The organism is Rhodococcus sp. NPDC058639 (assembly GCF_042717545.1).
Taxonomy (GTDB): Bacteria; Actinomycetota; Actinomycetes; order Mycobacteriales; family Mycobacteriaceae; genus Rhodococcus.
Window position 1 is genome coordinate 97,763 of sequence record NZ_JBHXRF010000004.1, and the last position, 20,450, is coordinate 118,212.

Annotated in this window: 20 protein-coding genes; 13 read left to right on the forward strand and 7 right to left on the reverse strand. The window is 71.1% G+C overall.

All coding sequences use genetic code 11. The features are described from left to right. The first annotated feature begins 160 nt into the window (after positions 1–160). Positions 161–763 carry a hypothetical protein gene (locus tag ACFWU2_RS08720; RefSeq protein ID WP_378604010.1) on the forward strand — a complete coding sequence of 201 codons (603 nt, stop codon included), beginning with the start codon at positions 161–163 and terminating at the stop codon, positions 761–763. A gap of 22 nt (positions 764–785) precedes the next feature. On the opposite strand, the gene ACFWU2_RS08725 is transcribed toward ACFWU2_RS08720, so the two are convergent. Further along, positions 786–1,118, reverse strand: coding sequence for a hypothetical protein (locus ACFWU2_RS08725; RefSeq protein ID WP_378604013.1), 333 nt, complete (start codon positions 1,116–1,118; stop codon positions 786–788). A gap of 183 nt (positions 1,119–1,301) precedes the next feature. Here ACFWU2_RS08725 and ACFWU2_RS08730 point away from each other — a divergent pair, with 183 nt between their 5' ends. From ACFWU2_RS08730 to ACFWU2_RS08750, 5 genes are all read left to right on the forward strand, one after another. Beyond that, a complete protein-coding gene (locus tag ACFWU2_RS08730) occupies positions 1,302–1,640 on the forward strand; it encodes an RNA polymerase-binding protein RbpA (RefSeq protein WP_378604016.1) in 339 nt (112 codons plus the stop codon). A gap of 259 nt (positions 1,641–1,899) precedes the next feature. Further along, a complete protein-coding gene (locus ACFWU2_RS08735) occupies positions 1,900–2,274 on the forward strand; it encodes a chorismate mutase (RefSeq protein ID WP_378604019.1) in 375 nt (124 codons plus the stop codon). A gap of 7 nt (positions 2,275–2,281) precedes the next feature. Next, positions 2,282–4,402: an aminodeoxychorismate synthase component I gene (pabB, locus tag ACFWU2_RS08740; RefSeq protein ID WP_378604022.1), complete on the forward strand. Its 2,121-nt coding sequence runs from the start codon at positions 2,282–2,284 to the stop codon at positions 4,400–4,402. After that, positions 4,399–5,328 carry a prephenate dehydrogenase dimerization domain-containing protein gene (locus tag ACFWU2_RS08745; protein WP_378604024.1) on the forward strand — a complete coding sequence of 310 codons (930 nt, stop codon included), beginning with the start codon at positions 4,399–4,401 and terminating at the stop codon, positions 5,326–5,328. Before pabB ends, ACFWU2_RS08745 begins: the two co-directional genes overlap by 4 nt. Beyond that, entirely contained in the window at positions 5,325–6,326 is a 1,002-nt protein-coding gene (locus tag ACFWU2_RS08750; RefSeq protein ID WP_378604027.1) for a diiron oxygenase, read from the forward strand. Before ACFWU2_RS08745 ends, ACFWU2_RS08750 begins: the two co-directional genes overlap by 4 nt. A 43-nt stretch (positions 6,327–6,369) precedes the next feature. Here ACFWU2_RS08750 and ACFWU2_RS08755 read toward each other — a convergent pair whose 3' ends face one another. From ACFWU2_RS08755 to ACFWU2_RS08770, 4 genes are read right to left on the reverse strand one after another with little or no spacing between them, the layout of a single operon-like run. Then, positions 6,370–7,149, reverse strand: coding sequence for a polyprenol monophosphomannose synthase (locus ACFWU2_RS08755; RefSeq protein WP_378604030.1), 780 nt, complete (start codon positions 7,147–7,149; stop codon positions 6,370–6,372). Next, positions 7,149–8,726: an apolipoprotein N-acyltransferase gene (lnt, locus tag ACFWU2_RS08760; RefSeq protein WP_378605152.1), complete on the reverse strand. Its 1,578-nt coding sequence runs from the start codon at positions 8,724–8,726 to the stop codon at positions 7,149–7,151. Before lnt ends, ACFWU2_RS08755 begins: the two co-directional genes overlap by 1 nt. Positions 8,727–8,779: 53 nt before the next feature. Beyond that, positions 8,780–10,390, reverse strand: coding sequence for an amidohydrolase (locus ACFWU2_RS08765; RefSeq protein WP_378604033.1), 1,611 nt, complete (start codon positions 10,388–10,390; stop codon positions 8,780–8,782). Positions 10,391–10,409: 19 nt separating this feature from the next. Then, positions 10,410–10,973, reverse strand: coding sequence for an FxsA family protein (locus tag ACFWU2_RS08770; RefSeq protein WP_378604036.1), 564 nt, complete (start codon positions 10,971–10,973; stop codon positions 10,410–10,412). 153 nt (positions 10,974–11,126) lie between these two features. Between ACFWU2_RS08770 and ACFWU2_RS08775 the strand changes: the two genes are divergently transcribed. From ACFWU2_RS08775 to ACFWU2_RS08785, 3 genes are read left to right on the forward strand one after another with little or no spacing between them, the layout of a single operon-like run. Then, entirely contained in the window at positions 11,127–11,894 is a 768-nt protein-coding gene (locus ACFWU2_RS08775) for a TSUP family transporter (protein WP_378605155.1), read from the forward strand. A 21-nt stretch (positions 11,895–11,915) separates the two neighbouring features. Continuing rightward, the gene (locus tag ACFWU2_RS08780) at positions 11,916–13,427 is read left to right on the forward strand and encodes a TldD/PmbA family protein (RefSeq protein ID WP_378604039.1); all 1,512 of its coding nucleotides are present in this window, start codon (positions 11,916–11,918) and stop codon (positions 13,425–13,427) included. Further along, on the forward strand, positions 13,424–14,794 hold the full coding sequence (locus ACFWU2_RS08785; protein WP_378604042.1) for a metallopeptidase TldD-related protein: 1,371 nt from the start codon (positions 13,424–13,426) through the stop codon (positions 14,792–14,794). Before ACFWU2_RS08780 ends, ACFWU2_RS08785 begins: the two co-directional genes overlap by 4 nt. Positions 14,795–14,856: 62 nt before the next feature. Here ACFWU2_RS08785 and ACFWU2_RS08790 read toward each other — a convergent pair whose 3' ends face one another. Both ACFWU2_RS08790 and ACFWU2_RS08795 read right to left on the reverse strand, forming a co-directional pair. Continuing rightward, the gene (locus ACFWU2_RS08790) at positions 14,857–15,390 is read right to left on the reverse strand and encodes a glutathione peroxidase (RefSeq protein WP_378604045.1); all 534 of its coding nucleotides are present in this window, start codon (positions 15,388–15,390) and stop codon (positions 14,857–14,859) included. A gap of 330 nt (positions 15,391–15,720) precedes the next feature. Next, positions 15,721–16,146, reverse strand: coding sequence for a PPOX class F420-dependent oxidoreductase (locus tag ACFWU2_RS08795; RefSeq protein WP_378604048.1), 426 nt, complete (start codon positions 16,144–16,146; stop codon positions 15,721–15,723). 103 nt (positions 16,147–16,249) lie between these two features. On the opposite strand from ACFWU2_RS08795, the gene ACFWU2_RS08800 reads away from it, so the two are divergent. From ACFWU2_RS08800 to ACFWU2_RS08815, 4 genes are all read left to right on the forward strand, one after another. After that, on the forward strand, positions 16,250–17,020 hold the full coding sequence (locus tag ACFWU2_RS08800) for a precorrin-3B synthase (protein ID WP_378604051.1): 771 nt from the start codon (positions 16,250–16,252) through the stop codon (positions 17,018–17,020). Positions 17,021–17,092: 72 nt separating this feature from the next. Next, the gene (locus tag ACFWU2_RS08805) at positions 17,093–18,592 is read left to right on the forward strand and encodes a dihydrolipoyl dehydrogenase family protein (protein ID WP_378604054.1); all 1,500 of its coding nucleotides are present in this window, start codon (positions 17,093–17,095) and stop codon (positions 18,590–18,592) included. A gap of 153 nt (positions 18,593–18,745) precedes the next feature. Next, a complete protein-coding gene (locus ACFWU2_RS08810; RefSeq protein WP_378604057.1) occupies positions 18,746–19,273 on the forward strand; it encodes an SRPBCC family protein in 528 nt (175 codons plus the stop codon). After that, entirely contained in the window at positions 19,273–20,442 is a 1,170-nt protein-coding gene (locus ACFWU2_RS08815) for a zinc-dependent alcohol dehydrogenase (RefSeq protein WP_378605158.1), read from the forward strand. Before ACFWU2_RS08810 ends, ACFWU2_RS08815 begins: the two co-directional genes overlap by 1 nt. The last annotated feature ends 8 nt before the right edge of the window (positions 20,443–20,450 follow it).

Sequence of the window (20,450 nt, forward strand, 5' to 3'; positions counted from 1 at the left end):
GGATTTGGTACCCCCGTACGCGTCAGGAATTGTCCCCGCTGCCGCGTACGTCCGCGTCACGCAGTCCCGCCTCACCGTGTCCCCGGGCCGTCGCCCGTCGGCCACGCTTGCTCGCCGCCTTCCCACACGACTTCTCACCGCCGACCCGAAGGAGCATCAGATGCCGCGTCGCCGGACCATCCGTATTCTCGGCGCCCTGTTCGCCACCGCACTGGCCGTCACCCTGCCCGCGCAGGCCGCTGCCGAGCCCGCTCCGCCGGGCCTGCCCCTCGACCAGCTGCGCGCCGCTGCCGCACCCGACCCGGATGCCCTCCGGGCCGTGGACGACATGCTGGGCGCCGGAACGGGGTCGGCGCTGTTCGCGCCGCCGCCGCGCAACACTCCGCAGCCGTTCATGCAGCCCGCCCCCACCCTCGGACCCGGCTGCGGTGGCGGCATCGTGCCGTACGCCATGACCACCGGCTGGGTGCAACCGGGCCCCAACGTGAACCCGGACGTGCAGATCGGGCAGCTGAAGATCTTCGTCGCACCGACCATCCCCGTCACTCCTGCGGCCGCCGACCTCAAATTCGTCTGGCTCAACATGGAGACCTTCCGCGGCGGCATCGAGACCCTCGACGACAAGGCCGGCGGGGTACCGCAGCTGTCGAAGACGGTCAACACCGGCACCGGCCCGGTGCTGGCCAGCCTCTTCGGTTCGATCAACTACACCAACGGTGCGTTCTGCCAGGTGGTGTTCACGATAGGCGGGTTCTTCGCCTGAACTCCCGGCCGGGCGGGTCCGCTCAGCGGATCCGCTCGGCGTCCCGGGCGAGAGACACCAGATCGGTACACAACCGGCCCAATTCCGTCGCGTCGGCGCCCTCGGTGACCGCGGTGGCCACATCTTCGGCGGCGCAGCGCACCAGATAGGCGCGGTCCGCCAGCGACTCCACCTCGGCGGCGGTGAGTACCACCGCGTCCTCGGGCAGCCCCGCCTCGCGGGTGGTGTTGCGTTGCTCGTACGCGCGTTGCCGGCACGATTGCCGGCAGTAGCGGCGGCGCCGGCCCGTCCCGATCTCCGGGACCGGTCGTCCGCACCACAGGCAGCTGCCCGGCGGACGGGTGCGGTCGGTCATGTCCGGACACTTTACCGACGCTGCGGAGGCGGCCGGTAATGTGGTGTATCCGGCCTCGAGGCGGGCCGCGGGAACGGAATCGGCCCCGTCGACGTTGACATGAGGTGAACGTTGATCCCGCGTGGGCGCCCGCCTGCAAGGCGGACCCACCAGCGGGTGGAGCACACAAGAGAGGACACCACCATGGCAGATCGTGTACTGCGAGGCAGCCGGCTCGGCGCGGTGAGCTACGAAACCGACCGTGACCACGATCTGGCGCCGCGGCGGATCGCGCGCTATCGCTGCGACAACGGGGAAGAGTTCGATGTTCCGTTCGCCGACGAAGCCGAGATCCCCGGCACCTGGATGTGCAAGAACGGGCTGGAAGGCACCCTCGTCGAGGGCGTGGCACCCGAGCCGAAGAAGGTCAAGCCGCCGCGCACGCACTGGGACATGCTGCTCGAACGCCGCTCCGTCGAAGAACTCGAGGTCCTGCTGCAGGAACGCCTCGATCTGATCAAGGCGAAGCGCCGCGGCGCCTGACAGGCCCGGCAGCACCACCTCCGAATGCCGTTGCGGGAATTGTTCCCGCAACGGCATTCGCCTTTCTGTATGCGGTATCGGCCGGCACGGTTTTCCGTCCCGGACGCAATTGCATTGCCGGAGTGGCACAAATCCATCAATTGTCGGCACCTCGTTCGCCTGCATGCAATCATGAGCGAATACCAACCGACGAGTCGGGCACCGTCGAACACTTCACGATCCGACCCCCACCCCGGGGGTTGCACAGGGGTGAGCGCACGTGAACGACAGGCATACCGCGGCGGAAACGACGACCGCACCGACACCGGAAACCGAACTCGACGCTCTGCGCACCGAACTCGACCGAGTCGACCGCGCACTGCTCGACGACGTCCGCGACCGGCTGGCGCTGTGCGCTCGCATCGCCGAAATCAAACGGCGCCACAACATCGCTGTGCTCCAACCCGGCCGGATGCAGGCCGTGCATAGCCGCGCCCAGGACTACGCGCACCGTAACGGACTGTCCGGCGACTTCGTCGAAGCGCTCTACACCCTGCTCATCGGGGAAGCCTGCCGGCTCGAAGACGACATCGTCGCCGCCGCAGGCGCCGACGCCGGTCCGCGCCCGGCGCGCTCCGGGGACCCCCAGATCTGAGGCCGCCATGTCTGCGCCGCCACCGACCCGAACCCTGTTGGTCGACAACTACGACTCGTTCACCTACAACCTCTACAGCCTGCTCTCCCGCGTCAACGGAGTTCCCCCGGTCGTGGTCACCAACGACACCGTATGGGACGAACTGGGGCTGCATCGGTTCGACAACATCGTCGTCTCCCCCGGACCGGGACGCCCCGATCGGGCCCGCGACTTCGGGATCAGCGACCGCATCCTCGCCGACTCCGGGCTGCCGGTCCTGGGTGTGTGCCTCGGCCACCAGGGGCTGTGTCACCTGTTCGGCAGTGCCGTGGTGCCCGCGCCCGAGCCGGTGCACGGCCGGATCAGCCGGATCGTGCACGACGGCACCGGTCTGTTCGCCGGGATTCCGTCCCCGTTCGACGCGGTCCGCTACCACTCGCTGATCGCCGAGCACGTCCCCGACCAGCTCGTCGCCACGGCCTATACCGACGACGGGCTGCTGATGGCGGTCGAGCACCGGCACCGGCCGCTGTGGGGAGTGCAATTCCACCCCGAATCGATCTGCACCTGCTACGGCACCGAACTGCTCGGCAACTTCCGGGACGCCACCCCCGCCCGGACTCCGATCACCGTCACCGCACCGCCGCCGGAACCCGCTCCACCCCGATATGTGCTCGACACCCGGGTCCTCGACTTCCACCCGGCGCCGCACGCCGTCTACGAAACGCTCTTCGCCGACGACCCGCACAGCTTCTGGCTCGACGGCTCCGTCACCACCGAGCCCGGCTCCCGGTTCACGGTGATGGGCGACGGCTCCGGCCCCCGCGCCGAGTTCGTCACCTACAGCGTCGCCGAAACCCTGGTGCGCGAATACCGTGCCGGCGCTCCCGTCGCCGAATACCACCGCACCTTCTTCGACCACCTCGATGCGCGGCTCGCCGAGCGGCGCATCGCCCCCCGCGACGATCTGCCGTTCGCGTTCGCCCTCGGATACGTCGGCTACCTCGGTTACGAACTCAAAGCCGACGCCGGCGGGCAACTCGTGCACACCTCTCCGATCGCCGACGCCTCGATGGTGTTCGCGGACCGCGCGGTCGTCCTCGATCACGAGGCGGGCCGCTGTTATCTCCTGGCGTTGTCCGACGAACCCGACGACCCCGCGTCCGTCGCCTGGTTCGACGCCACCGCCGCCGCGCTCGCCGCGCTCGCCGACACCGACGTCGTCGCCCCGACCGCGGAGCCGTTGCTGCGTGACGAACACGATCTGCAGATCCGGTTGCGGCACACGCCGGAGCACTACCTCGACATGATCGGGCAGTGCCAGAGCGAGATCCGCAGCGGCGAGACGTACGAGGTGTGCCTGACCAACACCGCGACCGTCGACCGCAGCATCGACCCGCTGCGCACCTACCGGATACTGCGGAAGATCAGCCCCACCCCGTACAGCGCGTTGCTGCACTTCCCGGAGGTGGCGGTGCTCAGCGCCTCCCCGGAACGGTTCCTGCGGATCGGCGCGGACGGCATCGTGGAGTCGAAACCGATCAAGGGCACCCGGCCCCGGGGCCACACCGCTGCCGAAGACGCCGCACTGCGCGACGGGCTGCTCGTCAGCGAGAAGGACCGCTCCGAGAACCTGATGATCGTCGATCTGGTGCGCAACGACCTCTCCCGCGTGTGTCGGCCGGGTTCGGTGCACGTGCCGAAACTCTTCGACATCGAAACCTATTCCGCGGTACATCAACTCGTCTCCACCGTGCGCGGGACCCTGCGCCCCGACGTCACCGCCGTGGACTGTGTGCGCGCCGCGTTTCCCGGCGGGTCCATGACCGGCGCACCGAAGCTGCGCACCATGGAGATCATCGACAAATTCGAGGACGGCCCGCGCGGGGTGTATTCCGGGGCGATCGGCTACCTGTCCCCCACCGGCACCGCCGACCTGTCGATCGTGATCCGCACGATGGTCGCCACCGACCATCAGGTCACCTTCGGCATCGGTGGCGCGATTGTCGCGCTGTCGGACCCGGACGACGAACTCGAGGAAACGCTCGTCAAATCGCTGGTGATGCGGCGCTGCCTGGCCGAGACCGACGCCGCCCGCGCCGACGGCAACGCCGCGCTCCGCGCCCGACCCGACGGCACCGCGCCGTGACCGCCGTCGGACCCGGTCCGGTCGTCGTGGCGGGGGGCCGTGGCGCGGTCGGTGCGATGCTCGCCGCGGCGCTGTCCGGCGACGGCCACCGCGTGCTGCTCGTCGACCCCAGCGGACCCGCCGCGGCCATCGGCACGGCCGGCGCCGCGGCGCTGCCCGGTGACATCGCCGCGCCCACCCGGGACGTCGCGGCGGCGGTGCGCGCGGCGCCGACGGTGATCCTCGCCGTCCCCGACGCCATCGCCGTGGCGGCGCTCCCCGCCCTCGCGGGGTTGCTGCGCCCCGAGGCGCTGCTGGTGGAGACCCTGTCGGTGAAAACCCCGTTCGCCGCGGCGCTGGGTATCTGCCTCCCGGACCGGGAGGCGCTCGGCATCAATCCGATGTTCGCTCCGGAGCTCGGGTGGGACGGACGCCCCGTGCTCGCCGTGCGGCACCGGGACGGCCCCGCAGTCGGTGCGTTCGTCGACGCGGTAGGCCGGTGGGGTGCGCGGGTCGTGGAGGTCGGCGCCGACGATCACGACCGCGCGACGGCAACCACCCAGGCGCTGACCCACGCGGCCGTCCTTGCATTCGGCGGCGCCCTCGACCGGCTGGGACCGCCGACGGCCGCGGCCGCCGCCGCTCCCCCGCCGCACGTGCTGTTGCGGGCGCTGCTCGCCCGGATCGCATCCGGCACGCCGGCGGTCTATCACGACATCCAGGTCGCCAATCCGTACGCTGCGGACGCCCGCCGTGCCCTGCGCGCCGCCCTCGACGAACTCGACGCGGCCGAGGACCCGGACCGGTTCGCGGCGCTGACCGCACGCGCCTGCCGCGCCCTCGGCGACGACCGCGAGCAGTACCGGGCACTGTGCGGGGAACTGTTCGGCCTGCTCCCGTCGGACCTGCACGAACCGGACGCCGTGCGAAACGGGGTGTCGCCATGACCGACCGCGAGGCAGCGAAGACACGGGCCCGGCTGCGGCCCCCGGAGCTTCCCGACCACGACAGCGGCGACCCGGTCGCCGCCGCGGTGATCCGCGGCCTGACCCGGTCCTGGCCGCGGCGCGCCGCGGTGAAGAAATCCGAACCCGACCTGGACGCGCTGTTCGAACCCGCGCGCGACGATTTCCCCGACACGCTGCTGCCGTTCCACACCCATCCCCGGTACCTCGCACTCGATGAGCCCGCCCAGGCGCGGCTGCGGGCGTGGGGGTGGATCGCCTACAACAAGAACGTCATCGACATCGAGCAGTACGTGGTCAATCCCGGTTTCGGGCTGATCACCTCCGACGTGTTCGGTCTCGCCCCGCCGGACACCGTGGTCGTCGGGGTGATGCAGGCGATGGTCGACGAGCAGTACCACACCCTCATGCACCAGAACGCCAACGCGCTCACCCGCCGCCGCCGCGGCTGGGCATTGCCCGACGCGGTGCTCCCCGCCTGCCGCACCCTGCGCGCGCACCGCGCGGAGTTGCAGAGCACCGTCGATCCGCGGCACGCGGCGCTGGCGCAACTGGCGTTCACCGCGGTCGCCGAGACATCGATCAGCGCCTATCTCGCGCTGTTCACCGGCGACGAGACCGTGCAGCCGGTCAACCGTGCCACGGTCGCGGTCCACCGGCGCGACGAACTGTGCCACGCCACCCTCACCGGGGAACTGTTCACCACGGTGTTCACCGAGTTGGACGCCGCGGACCGTGAGTTGCTGTTCGACGCGCTCGCCGCCGGGGTCGATGCCTTCACCGGCGGTGACATGACGACCTGGGCGGCGATCGTCGCGCACGAACACGTCCCCGGCGGCCGGGAACTGATCGCGGACACCGCCGCGGCGACCGCGCATCAACCGGTGGTGCAGGACTGCAGCGCGATCCGCCGCCTGTGTGCGTCTGTCGGCGCCGGCGACGAGTTCGACGCGCACCGTGCTCGGCGAGGCCGGTCCTGACCGTGCGGGACCGGTTCCGTCCCAGCGGTGGCAGGGCCGGTGGTCAGTTGCGCTGCAGCAGCGCCCGCACCCGGTCGTAGCGGCTGCGCAGCCCCCACAGCGTCACCCGCAGCAGTGCCTCCTGCACGATGTTGCCGCTCATCTTCGACTCCCCGATCTCCCGTTCGGTGAACGTGATCGGTACCTCGGCGACAGCGAACCCCGCCTGCAGCGTCCGCCACGCCAGATCCACCTGGAAGCAATAGCCGTGGGAGGCGATCGCGTCGAGATCGAGGGTTTCGAGCACCTCGCGGCGGTAGGCGCGGTATCCGCCGGTGATGTCGCTGACCTTCACCCCGAGTGCGAGACGCGAATAGATGTTGCCGCCGCGCGAGAGCACCTCGCGGTGCCACGGCCAGTTCACCACGACGCCGCCCGGCACGTACCGGGAGCCGAGCACCAGATCGGCGCCCGCGTCGATGCGCTCGAGCAGCAGATGCAGCTGTTCGGGGGCGTGGCTGCCGTCGGCGTCCATCTCCACGAGCACCGTGTAGGCGCGGTCCAGTCCCCACCGGAACCCGGCGATGTACGCGGCGCCGAGCCCGTTCTTCTCGGTGCGGTGCATCACGTGGATGCGGTCGTCCGCGGCGGCGAGGCCGTCGGCGATCGCACCGGTGCCGTCGGGGCTGCCGTCGTCGACGATCAGCACGTCGGTGCCGGGCAGGGCGGCGTGCAGCCGCTCGACGATCCGACCGATGTTGTCGCGCTCGTTGTACGTCGGAATGATCACCAGGGTGCGGGCGCTGGGTGCGCTGTCGTTCCCGGCCGGCGTCGCCGATGCCATCAAAGGTCCTCCCTGTCGAACCGGCCGGGGGCCGGTGCTCCTGCGGTGCCGGGCGCGGGGTCTGCTTCCGGACCGGCATTCTGACGTCGGCTACGCACGAGGGCGACACCGGCGGCGACCACGGCACCGACACAGAGCACGAGCTCCGGGATCGGTCCGAGCCGACTTGCCAGCGTAACGTCTGCGCGCAACGGCACCTGCGCCACCAGGGCTGCGGGCTCGAACAGCGGGGTGCGTTGCTGCACCGATCCGTCCGGATCGACGATGGCGCTGACCCCGCTGGTGGCGGCGACCACGACGGTGCGGCCGTGCTCGACCGCCCGCACCCGCGACATTGCCAGCTGCTGATACGTCATCTCGGTGTCGCCGAAGGTCGCGTTGTTGGTGGGCACCGCGAGCAGTTGCGCGCCCGCGTCCACCGAATCGGAGAACGCCCGGTCGAAGGCGACCTCGTAGCAGGTCGCCACCCCGATGGTGATGCCGTCCGCGGTGACTGCCCCGTCCCCGTCGCCGGGTACGAAATTGCCCGCGCGGTCGGCGTACTCGGAGAACAAGCGGAAAAACGAGCGGTACGGCAGATACTCCCCGAACGGCTGGATGATCCGTTTGTCGTGCTGCTCGCCCGGCCCGGCTTCCGGGTCCCACACGATCACCGAGTTGCTGGTGGTGCCGTCGTCGTTGCGCAGCACCGTGCCGACCAGGATCGGCGCCTGCACCGCTGCCGCCGCGGCCGTGATGTCGCGGGCGGCGTCGGCATTGCGCAGCGGGTCGATGTCGGAGGCGTTCTCCGGCCAGATCACCACATCGGGTTGCGGCACCGCGCCGGCGCGCACGTCCGCGGCCAGTTCCAGGGTCCGCGCCACATGATTGTCGAGCACCGCTTTGCGTTGTGCGTTGAAGTCGAGGCCCAGTCGCGGCACGCTGCCCTGGATCGCCGCGACCGTCACCACCTGCGAGTCGGCGGGATCGGTGCGCAGCAGCGGCCACACCGCCAGCGCGGCCAGCGGCGCGAGCGCCGCCCACGCCGCGGCCCGTACGGCGCCGCGCCGGTCGAGGCGGGCACCGTTGCTGCGCACGACGGCCAGGGCCAGCGCGGCGAGACCGGTGCCGGTCAGCGCCACCGCGAACGACACGAGCGGGGCACCGCCGAGCGCGGCGAGGGACACGAGCACCCCGTCGGGCTGCCCGAACGCGAGCCGGCCCCACGGGAATCCGCCGAACGGTACCGACGCGCGCGCGAATTCGGTGGCGCTCCACGCTGCCGCGATCCACAGCGGCGCCGCGGGCAGGGTTCGCAGATGCACTGCCAGTGCCCCGAACAGGCCGACGAACACCGCCTCGGCGGCGGCGAGCGCCAGCCACGGCAGCGGCCCCACATAGACCCCCACCCACGGCAGCAGCGGCACCAGGAATCCGAGTCCGGCGAGATAGCCGTATCCGAAACCGGCGCGGCGCCGCATCGGTTGCGCCGTGAGCACGGCGGTGAGCAGGGCAATGCCGACCGGCGCGAGGAACCACAGCGGTCGCGGCGGGAAACTGGCGAACAGCAGCACCCCGGCGAGCAGCGCTGCCCCCATCCGCAGGCCCACCACGGTGGCGGTTCGCCCCCGTGTCCTGCCGACCGGTGCGGTCACCGTGCGTACACGACGCGGCCCCGGTGCACGCTGCGCACCAGTACCGGATCGTCGGTGCCGTCGGCGAGGTCGGGCAGCGGCGCGACCCGCGAGCGCGGATCGGTCGACCATCGCTGCACGCTGTCCTTGGGGGCGGAGATCACCAAGTCCCCCGCCTCCCACAGCGCGTACGACGCCGGGGCACCCGGATCCAGAGTTCCGGCCATCCCGTCGCGCACCCCGCCGGCGCGCCACGCGCCGCGGGTCGCGGCGGCGAACGCGGCTCGTGGTGAGATGCCGCTTCCGGCGGTGCGGTGATGCACAGAGGCGCGCAGCATCTGCCAAGGCCGGGGCGCGGTCACCGGCGCGTCGGAACCGAACGCGAGGGACATCCCGGTCGAGGCGATGGCGGCGAACGCGTTGAGGGTCGCGGCGCGCGCCGCACCCAGACGCTGGGCGTACATCTCGTCGGGTCCGCCCCACAACGCGTCGAACATCGGCTGCATGCTGGCGATCACCCCGTACCGGGCGAGCCGTTCGGCTTGTGGGCCGGTGATGGACTCGACGTGCTCGAGGCGGTGTCCGCGCGCACCGACCGCCGGTCCGCCCAGTTCTGCGGCGACCGCGTCGAATGCCGCCACGGTGGCGGCGACGGCGGCGTCCCCGATGACGTGGAATCCGGCCTGGATGCCGGCGGTGGTGCAGGCCCGCACGTGGTCGGCGAGTTCCTCGGTGCTCAGGTACGCGGTGCCGTGGCAGTCGGGGAGGTCCGCGTACGGTTCGGTGAGCCAGGCGGTGCGCGAACCGAACGCGCCGTCCACGAACAGGTCACCGCCGAGCGCGTGCGCACCTGTCGCGGCGAGCAGGGCGGTGGCGTCGTCGGCGGTGCGGACCGCTTGTCCCCAGTAGCCGCGCACCTCCACGGGATGGTCGGTGGCGAGCAGTTCGGTGAAGTCGTCGCGGCCGGAGATGTCGGGGCCGCCGCATTCGTGGACGGCGACGATGCCGTGCGCGGCGAAGTCGTCGAGCGCGGCGCGGCGGGCCTGGGCCCGTTGCGGTGCGGTGAGCCCGGTGCGGGCCGCGGCCCGCACCGCGTGGTGGGCTGCGGCGGTGACCGGGCGCTGCGGGTGGTAGCCGCCGAGAGTGTCGAGCGAGCCTGCGGCGACGCGCAGCGCCGAGGAGGCCGCCGCCGAATGTGCGTCGATCCGTCCGAGGTAGACGAGGCGGCCGGGTGCGGCGGCGTCGAGTTCGTCGGTGGTGGGCGGGGTGGGATCCGGCCAGCGGGTTTCGTCCCAGCCGTGGCCCCAGATCACCGCGTCGTCGCAGCCGGCGGCGTACTCCCCTACCCGGCGGAGGACGTCGTCGCGGTTCACGGCGCCGGTGAGGTCCAGTCCGGTCAGGGCGAGCCCGTGTGCGGTGACATGCACGTGGGTGTCGACGAATCCCGGTGCGACGAAGGCACCCTCGAGGTCGACGATCTCGGCGTCGGGGTGCAGGACCCGTCCGGTACGGTCCTGCCCGACCCACACGATCGTTCCGTCCGTGACGGCCATCGCGGTGGCGTCGGGTGCGCTCGCACTGTAGATGCGGCCGCCGACGAAGAGCTGGGTGTGCGGTGCTGGACTCACAACTGCCCAGTCTGCCCCGTCACGGGCGGCGGGGCTGCCGCGGGGTCTCGACGATCTCCCCTTCGAGGATCTCGCCGTCCACCACGTCCGGCCGGGTCGTGCCGGCCGGACCGCGGCCGGCGCCGCCGGGCAGATGGGGCGCCGCCCCGACGACGGTGTTCTCGACGACCTGACCGTCGACGACCACCAGGCGTTGTCCGCGCCAGGTGGCGGCGTGGGTGCGGGCGGTGCGGGCGGCCACGGCGCGCACCACCGGGCGGAGCAGTGCGCGGCTCGGCAGCAGCAGCACGATGCCCAGGACGGTGGTGATCAAGCCGGGAAGCAGCACGAGGCCGGCCCCGGCGCCGATGAGAGCGCCGTCGGTGAGCACCTTGTCGGGTGAGCCGGCGGGCGGGAGTGGGCCGCTGCGGAGTCGGCCGAGTCCGCGCAGCGCGCGGCGCCCCTGGGCGCCGAGCACCAGATATCCGGCGACGTTGACGGCCAGGAAGATCAGCACGGTGGCGAGGGCGCCGACGGTGGAGCCGAGCCAGGCCAGCACAGCGATCTCCGCGGCGACGTAGACGACGAACAGCAACAGGTACACGCGGGGTCCTTCCGTACGCCGGGTCCGGCGCGATGATCTCTCGGGCGAGGGACTGTTGTGTTCAACGTACGAGAAGCCGAGTTTGCTCCCGCCCGCCGCACAGACGCGGAGCCGATCCGGTCGGCGTGCTCGTCCCATGATCGAATGGCGCGCATGGATGTGGGCGACTGGGCCGTGCTGCTGGCCGCGGCGACGGCCGCCGGATGGGTCGATGCGGTGGTCGGCGGCGGCGGGCTGATCTTGTTGCCGGCGCTGCTGCTGGTCGCGCCGCAGTTGGCACCGCAGGCGGCGCTGGGCACCAACAAGCTCACCGCGATCTTCGGGACCGGCGCGGCGGTGTGGACCTTCGCGCGCCGGATCCCGTTGCGGTGGTCGGTGCTGGCGCCGGCCGCGCTGGTGGCGGCGCTATTCGCCGGGGCGGGCGCCGCCGCGGTGTCGCTGATCGACCGCGAGGTGTTCATCCCGATCGTGATCGTGGTGCTCGTCGGGGTGGCGGTGTTCGTCGCGGCCCGGCCCAAGCTCGGCTCCGAGACGGAGCAGCACCGCCCGAGCGCGACACGCATCGTGACGGTGATCGTCGGCGCGGCCGCGGTGATCGGGTTCTACGACGGCATCCTCGGCCCGGGCACCGGCACCTTCTTGATCCTCATCTTCGCGGCGATGCTCGGCAGCGAATTCGTCAAGTCCGCCGCGATGGCGAAGGTGATCAACCTCGGTTCGAACCTGGGCTCACTGGCGGTCTTCGCGATCGGCGGGCACGTGTGGTGGACCCTCGGGCTGACCATGGCGGTGTGCAACGTCGCCGGGTCGATGCTCGGCTCCCGGATGGCGTTGCGGCGCGGTGCCGGGTTCGTGCGGGTGGTGCTGCTGGTCGTGGTGGTCGCGATGGCGGTGCGGCTCGGCTTCCAGCAGTTCGGGTGAGACAGTCGCTACGGTAGGCCGGTGACCGGTGTGGACGACGATTTTCTGGCGCTGCCGCTGCGGGCCGCCGCCGATGCGGCACTGTCGGTGGCTCGGGCCGCCGGCGCCACGCATGCCGACGTGCGGGTGCAGCGGGTACGCACTCACTCACTGACGCTGCGCGACGGAGCGGTGCAGGCCGCGGTGGACGGCACCGATTGCGGGCTCGCGGTGCGGGTCCTCCTCGACGGCACGTGGGGGTTCGCGTCGCACCCGGTGCCGGGACCGGCGGGGGCGGCGGACGCGGCGGCGCGGGCGGTGGCGGTCGCCCGGGCGGTGCGGCCGCTGAACCGGGACCGGGTGCAATGGGCGGACGAGCCGGTGTATCGGGACGCGGTGTGGACCTCCGCGTACGAGATCGACCCGTTCGCCGTGCCCACCACCGACAAGGTGGCGCTGCTCGGCGATTTTTCCCGCCGGTTGCTCGACGCGGACGGCGTCGACCACGTCACCGCCGGCGTGGAGCAGGTCAAGGAGCAGACGTTCTACGCCGATCTGGCGGGATCGTCGATCACCCAGCAGCGGGTGCGGGTGCACCCGCAACTCGAGGCGATCACCGTGGACCGCCGGGCGGGCACCTTCGAGTCGATGCGCACCCTGGCGCCGCCGGTCGGGCGCGGCTGGGAGTACCTGAGCTCCGACACCCACTGGGACTGGACGGACGAACTGGACCGGCTCCCCGGCCTGCTGGCCGAGAAGGCGCAGGCACCGTCTGTGACGGCCGGTCCGACGGACCTGGTGATCGACCCCACCAACCTGTGGCTGACCATCCACGAATCGGTCGGGCACGCCACCGAGTACGACCGGGCGATCGGCTACGAAGCCGCGTACGCCGGCACGTCGTTCGCGACCCCGGACCGGCTGGGCACGCTGCGGTACGGCAGCGACGCGATGCACGTGACCGCCGACCGCACCACCGCGCACGGCCTCGCCACCACCGGATTCGACGACGACGGGGTCGCCGCCCAGTCGTGGGATCTGGTGCGCGACGGGGTGCTCGTCGGCTATCAGCTCGACCGGGCGTTCGCGCCGAAACTCGGGGCGGCGCGATCGAACGGCTGCGCCTACGCCGACTCCGCCCACCATGTGCCGATCCAGCGGATGGCGAACGTGTCGCTGGAACCGGACCCCGTCGTCGATCGCAGCACCGCCGACCTCATCGCCGGTGTCGAGGACGGCCTGTACATCGTCGGGGACCGGAGTTGGTCGATCGACATGCAGCGCTACAACTTCCAGTTCACCGGTCAGCAGTTCCACCGGATTCGCGGGGGCCGGCTCGTCGGGCAGGTCCGCGACGTGGCGTATCAGGCGACCACCACCGAGTTCTGGGGTGCTCTCGAGGCGGTCGGCGGGCCGTCCACCTGGCGGCTCGGCGGCGCCATGAACTGCGGGAAGGCGCAACCGGGCCAGGTCGCCGCGGTCAGCCACGGTTGCCCGTCGGTGCTGGTCCGCGGCGTCAACGTGCTCAACACCGTGCAGGAAGGCAGCCGATGATCCCCGCAGCGGATCTCGTGGAGGCGGCGCTCGCCGCGTCGACGGCCGACGAGACGATCGTTCTGGTCGACGACACCGAAGAAGCAGCGCTGCGGTGGGCGGGCAACTCGATGACCACCAACGGATCGACGCGTGCGCGGACGGCGACGGTGATCGCGCTGCGGCACACGACGGCCGGCACCCGGTGCGGCATCGTCACCGCGCCGCTGGTGCACCGCGGTGAGGTGACCGCGATGACCGAGGCCGCCGACGCCGCGGCCCGCACCGCCCCACCGGCCGGCGACGCCGTGCCGCTCGTCGCCGGCGACGGGACACCCGCCGACTGGGACGCACCGGCCAGACGCACCGGTATCGACGTGTTCGATCCCGTGATTGGTGCTCTGGCAGACGGTTTCGACGGATCCGACGCGCTGTACGGATTCGCGGAGCATCGGGTGCGCACCACCTGGCTCGGGACCTCGACGGGTCTGCGGCGCCGCTGGACCCAACCCGACGGGTCCATCGAGATCACCGGCAAACGCGGCGGACTCGACGGCGCCAGCGCGTGGGTCGGGGCGGGCACCACCGATTTCACCGACGTTCCGATGGACCGTTTGCTCGAGGACCTGTCCCGGCGGCTGGATTGGGCCGCGACGTCGGTGTCGGTGCCGGCGGGGCGTTACGAGACGGTGTTGCCACCCTCCGCGGTGGCCGACCTGATGATCTCTCTGATGTGGTCGATGGAGGGCCGCGGCGCGCACGAGGGTCGCACGGTGTGGTCGGGTCCGCGCGGCACCCGCCTCGGCGACACACTCACCGGCCTGCCGCTGACGCTGACCTCCGATCCGGCGGCGCCGGGCCTGCAGTACGCGCCGTTCGTCACGGCCACCACCTCGACAGATCCGGTGTCGGTGTTCGACAACGGGTTGCCCGCCGGCCGGGTCGACTGGATTCGGGACGGCACGGTGCACGCGCTGGCCTATCCGCGTGCCACCGCCGCCGAGTTCTCCGCCGAGCCCACCGCGCCCGGCCACAACCTGTTGCTCACCGGCGGTACCGGCGGGTCCCTCGACGACATGATCGCCGGGACGGAGCGAGGATTGCTGCTCACCACGCTCTGGTATCTGCGCGAGGTCGACCCGGCGAGCCTGCTGATGACCGGACTGACCCGCGACGGGGTGTACCTGATCGAGGACGGGCAGGTGCGGGCCGCGGTGGACAACTTCCGGTTCAACGAGTCCCCGGTGGCGCTGCTGGGCCGGGCTACCGAGGTCGGACACACCGAGCGCACGCTGCCCCGCGAATGGAAGGACTGGTTCACCCGCACCGCGATGCCGCCGATGCGGATCCCGGATTTCCACATGTCGTCGGTCAGCGCGGCGCGCTGACCTCCGGTACCGGCGGGGCCTACGGAGCCCCGCCGGGCCGGTGCTGGACGGCCGGCCCGGCGCTAGAGCAGCTCGGCGAGCTGGGCGCCGATGTCCTCGGGGGCGACGGTCGGTTCGAACCGCGTGACGACCGCACCGGCGGGGTCGACGAGGAACTTGGTGAAATTCCACTTCACCTCGTCGGTGCCGATGGCCTCGGGCCGAGTCGTGCGGACGTGCTCGAACAGGAAACCGTGATCGGGCCCGAAGTCGCCGGGCGCCGCGCTGCGCAGGTACCGGTACAGCGGGTCCGCGTCGTCGCCGTTGACCTCGACCTTGCCGTAGACCGGGAACGTCACGTCGTAGGTCAGACTGCAGAATTCCTGGATCTCCGCGTCGGTGCCCGGTTCCTGCTCCCCGAACTGGTTGCAGGGGAACCCGATGATCTGCAGTCCCTTGTCGGCGGTCGCGCGGTGCAGCGCTTCGAGGCCTTCGTACTGCGGCGTCAGACCGCACTTGCTGGCGACATTGACGATGAGCAGATACGAACCGGCGTACTCACCGAGCGAGACGGCGTCTCCCTCGGCGGTACGAACGGTGAAGTCGTGCACGGTCATGCGGTCTCCTGGCGGATCTGATGCAGCGAGTCGGAATGCAGGGCGGGCGGAACAACATCGGTGTCGAACAAGATCGGTTTCGAACAAGATCGGTGTCACAGCAAAACTACGACACCCTGATCACGTCACCGCTGTGTCCGATGTCACGGCAGGATTCCGGTCGCTGCCGAATCCCAGTCACGGCAGCGTGCGACGGAACCGCGCGGGACTGCCGACATACAGCGAATCGGCGCCGCAGTCGCGCGTGACGAGAGAATTGGCGCTCACCACCACCCCGGGACCGATGGTCACTCCGGCAGGATCACCGTGCCCGAGCCGATCCACGAGCCGTCACTGCGTGTCGGTGGTTCCGGTGTCGGGATCGAGGGAACACGCCAGCCCCACCGTCCCGGTGCGGCCGCGGCGCAGCACACTGGCCCCCACGGTGAGCCGACCGAGCAGGCCGTACTTCCGGGCGATCACCGAACGCGCATGGGCGGTCTGCTCGGCGTCGAGGATCACTCCGGTGCCGGGGACCGCTGCCGACTTCACGTTGCCGCGGGCGTCGCACACCGCCAAGGTCAGCCGCGGGTCGCGCCGCAGCCTGCGCACCTTGTAGGCATCCGCGGCCGTCCACACCAGCAGGCGGTCGCCGTCGGGTGCCGCCCACACCGCGGTGCCCACCGGAGTCCCGTCCTTCCGGAAGGTGGTGAGCAGGATGTACTTGGCCTCGGAGAGCTCTGCGAACGAGGGGCGCTCGGAGCGAGTTTCGGACATGGCCGACACCCTACGGTCTTTCCCGGCCCGGACGCGCACCGACAGCGGACCGGCCACCGCGGAAGCTGTGGTCGTCGATCGCACGACGATCTAGCCTGGTGGCATGCCCGACACCGAGGTCGAAGTCCACTTGTCCGGTGGCGTAGTCACCGCAGCGCAGTTGCGTGCGCTGGCGGAACTCGCCGACGCGCACGGCGGCGGCGAACTGCACCTGACCGAGCGGGCACAGATCCTGTTGCGCGGCGACGCCGAACCGATCACCGCGCGGCTCAACGCGATCGGACTCACCGTCGACGCGCCGACCCGACCCCGAGTCCTCGCCTCACCACTGAGCGGGCGCCTCGAGGGGCACCGCGACATCCGTCCCCTCGTCCGAGCCGTCGCCGCGCGGATCCACGCTTCCCCCGACCACGCTGCCCGGGTCTACGGCATCGACGACGGCACCGGCGACATCGTCGCGCTGGCCCCGCACGTCGCGGTCCTCGCGCGACCCGACGGGCGAATGGCGTTGGTGCGCGACGGTATCGACACCGGCCTGCGCATCGACCCGGACACCGCCGCCGAGATCCTGCTCGCCGGGACCCCACCCGCCGGGGAACCCGATGCGGCGGAGCCGTTGCCGCCGCCGCCGCCGGCTCCGATCGGGTGGCTGGACCAGACCGACGGCGCGGTCACGCTGGCCGGCGGTCTCCCCGGTGGGGTACTGCCGGCACGTCTCGCCGAGTTCCTCGCGGCGGTGGAACAGCCGGTCGTGGTCACCCCGTGGCGATCGGTGCTGCTGTGCGACCTGGACGAGTGGACCGCCGAGCAGGTGGTGCGGGTGCTCGCCCCGATGGGACTGGTGTTCGACGCCCGGTCCCCGCAACTGGACTGACCGGCGCCGGAAGTGCCGGCCGATCCCCCGGAACGGGTCCGCCGAGGCCTTTCGCCGCCTACCGTGAAACGGGTGACCCGCGCCGACCGTCCTTCCGGGCCCCGCGAGCCCGGCACCGCTGACGACACCTACGACGTGATCGTGGTCGGAGGGGGCCCCGCCGGCGAGAACGCCGCGCAGTACGCCGTCGCCGGCAGCGACCGCACCGTGGCGCTCGTCGAACACGAACTCGTCGGAGGGGAATGCTCCTACTGGGCGTGTATGCCCTCCAAGGCGCTGCTGCGCCCGGCTCAGGTACTCGCGACGGCGCGGCACATGCAGGGTGTCGGCGACAAGGTCAGCGCACACGGTGTCGATGTGCCCGCCGTCCTCGTCCGCCGCGACGGCTTCACCAACCACCGGGACGACAGCGGGCAGGTTGATTGGGCCCGCTCGGCAGGCATCGATGTGGTGCGCGGGCGCGGCTGCCTCGCCGGGGAACGCACCGTCACCGTCACCGATGCCCACCCCGATCAGCCCCGCACGCTCCGCGCCCGGCATGCGGTGGTGCTGGCCACCGGCACCGTCGCCGTGATTCCCGATACGCCCGGGCTGCGTGCGGCGTTGCCGTGGACCTCGCGCGACGCCACCAACCTGCTGGAGATACCCCGCCGTGTGCTGGTGGTCGGCGGCGGTGTCGTCGCGTGCGAGGCCGCCACCTGGTTGCGGCAACTCGGCGTCGAGGAGCTGACCATGGTGGTGCGCGGCTCGCGCCTGCTGCCCCGCGTCGAACCGTTCGCGGCCGACATGGTCACCGAGTCGCTCCGCGCCCACGGCATCACGGTGCGTCACCACGCGGCGATCAGGCAGGTCAGCCGACCGGACGTGCGGGAAACCGGCATCGGCCGGATCCACGGCGGCCCGGTCACCGTCGACCTCGACGACGGCAGCACCCTCGACGTCGACGAGATCGTGGTGGCGACCGGCCGTCGCGCCACCACCGCCGCGCTCGGGCTCGACACGGTCGGTCTGTCCGCCGACGCGGCCGTCACCGTCGACGACCATCTCACCGTCGAGGGTGTGGACGGCGACTGGCTCTACGCCGTCGGCGATGTCGCCGGTCGCGCCGCGCTCACGCACATGGGCAAATATCAGGCGCGGGTGTGCGGCGACGTGATCGCCGCCCGCGCCGACGGCCGCCCCCTCGGTGGGCACCGCTACCGGGCGAGCGCCGACCATCACCAGGTCCCGCAGGTGATCTTCACCGACCCGGAGATCGCCGCGGTGGGTCGCACCGCCGATCAGGCCCGCGCCGACGGTTTCGACGTGGAGGTGCTCGAAGCGGACATCGACGTGGCCGGCGCCGCGTTGTCGCGCGACGACTTCACCGGCCACGCCGCGATGGTCGTGGACCGCGCCACCGATACTCTCGTCGGGGCCACCTTCGTCGGCACCGACGTGAGCGAACTCGTCCATGCCGCCACCGTCGCCCTCGTCGGGCACGTAACCCTCGACACGCTCTGGCATGCGGTGCCGTCCTACCCGACGGTCAGCGAAGTGTGGTTGCGGCTGCTCGAATCCCGACGATCCTGAAACACGCTCAGCCGCAATCGTATTCATCCAGGACCGCTCTGCCGTCCCGGTCGTCGCCTCCGGGCCGTTTACCGCCGGCGTCCGCGGGTAGACGTCCCGGCAGAGAACCGTCACGCAGCAATCCTGCACGACACCTCGAGTGAGGAGGCGACCGTGATCGACATCAGCAGGGCCGTCGGCAGCGCCGGTCAGGCGGTGAGTGGCCTGGTCCGCCGCGCCGCCGACCGACCCGTCGACGCCGGACGACCGCAGACGGTGACCGTCGCTGCGCCCCGCGCGCAAGTCATGCAGTTCTGGCGAGATCCCGACAATCTGACCAGGCTGTTCGGCGATCGCGTCCGGGTGGAGACAGCGGAGGCGAACCGGCTGCAGTGGCACTGGGACACCGGCGGAGAACCCATGACCTGGGACACCCGCGTCGACGTTACCGAGGAAGGACTTGCCTTCGTCGGTGAGGACGACGCCGATTCGCCGGGCCCGCGTCTGGTGCTGGCCGTGGCCGACGCCCCTCGTGGGCGCGGAACCGAGATGACCCTGCGTGCCGACACCCCCGCGCCCGAGCTCGTGACGGGAGCGCTGACCTTCACCGCGCTGTACCGGGCCCGGGCCCTGATGCAGACCGGTGAGATGCCCACACTCCACGGAAGTCCGAGCGCACGCGGCACGGAAGGAGACCGGTGATGAAGGCTCTGTGCTGGATGGGTGTCAACGACCTGTCCGTCGAAACGGTCGACGACCCGGGGTTGGTCAACCCGCACGATGTGATCGTGCGGGTACGCTTGACCACCACCTGCGGTTCCGATCTGCACTTTCTCGGTGGGTACCTGCCCGGGATGCGGGAAGGCGACGTCATCGGTCACGAGTTCATGGGCGAGATCGTCGAGACCGGCCCCGAGGTGGCGTCATTGCGGGTCGGTGACCGCGTCGTCGTGCCGTCGTTCATCGGGTGCGGCAGTTGCCCGTACTGCGCGGACGGGATGCACGCGATGTGCGACACCACGAACCCGAACGCCGCCATGCAGCAACCTGTCCTCGGCTACCCGACCGGTGGGATCTACGGCTACACCCACCCGTTCGGCGGCTACCAGGGTTCCCACGCCGAGTACATCCGCGTGCCCTTCGGCGACGTGAACTGTTTTCCGGTGCCCGACGGTGTGAGCGACGAACAGGCGCTGTTCCTGTCCGACGCGGTGCCCACCGGCTACATGGGCGCCGACTTCTGCGACATCTCGCCCGGCGACACCGTTGCGGTGTGGGGTGCGGGAGCGGTCGGGCTCATGGCCGCCGCGAGCGCGAAGATCATGGGCGCCGAACGCGTGATCGTGCTCGACAGGTTCCGCGACCGGCTCGATCTCGCCGAGAAGAAGGTCGGCGCCGACACGGTCGACTACACCGTCGCCGACAGCGTCTACGAGACGTTGCGCGAGCGCACCGGCGGGCGCGGGCCGGACGCGTGTATCGACGCGGTGGGCATGGAAGGGCACGGTACCGGCGTCGGCCAGGTCTACGACAAGGTGAAGCAGGCGCTGCGTATGGAGTCCGACCGCGCGACTTCGCTGCGGGAGGCGATCCTGGCGTGCCGCAAGGGTGGTGTGGTCTCCGTCCTCGGCATCTACGGGCTGACCGACAAGTTCCCGATGGCCGCACTGACCAACAAGAGCCTCACGCTCCGCACGTCGCAGCAGCACGGCCAGCGCTACATGCCGCAGTTGTTCGAGCACGTGACGGAGGGCCGGCTCGACCCGAGTTGGCTGATGACCCACGACCTGCCGCTGAGCGAGTCGGTGCGCGGCTACGAGATGTTCAAGAACAAGGAGGACAACTGCCTGCGGGCGGTGTTCCGCCCCTGAGCTGATGC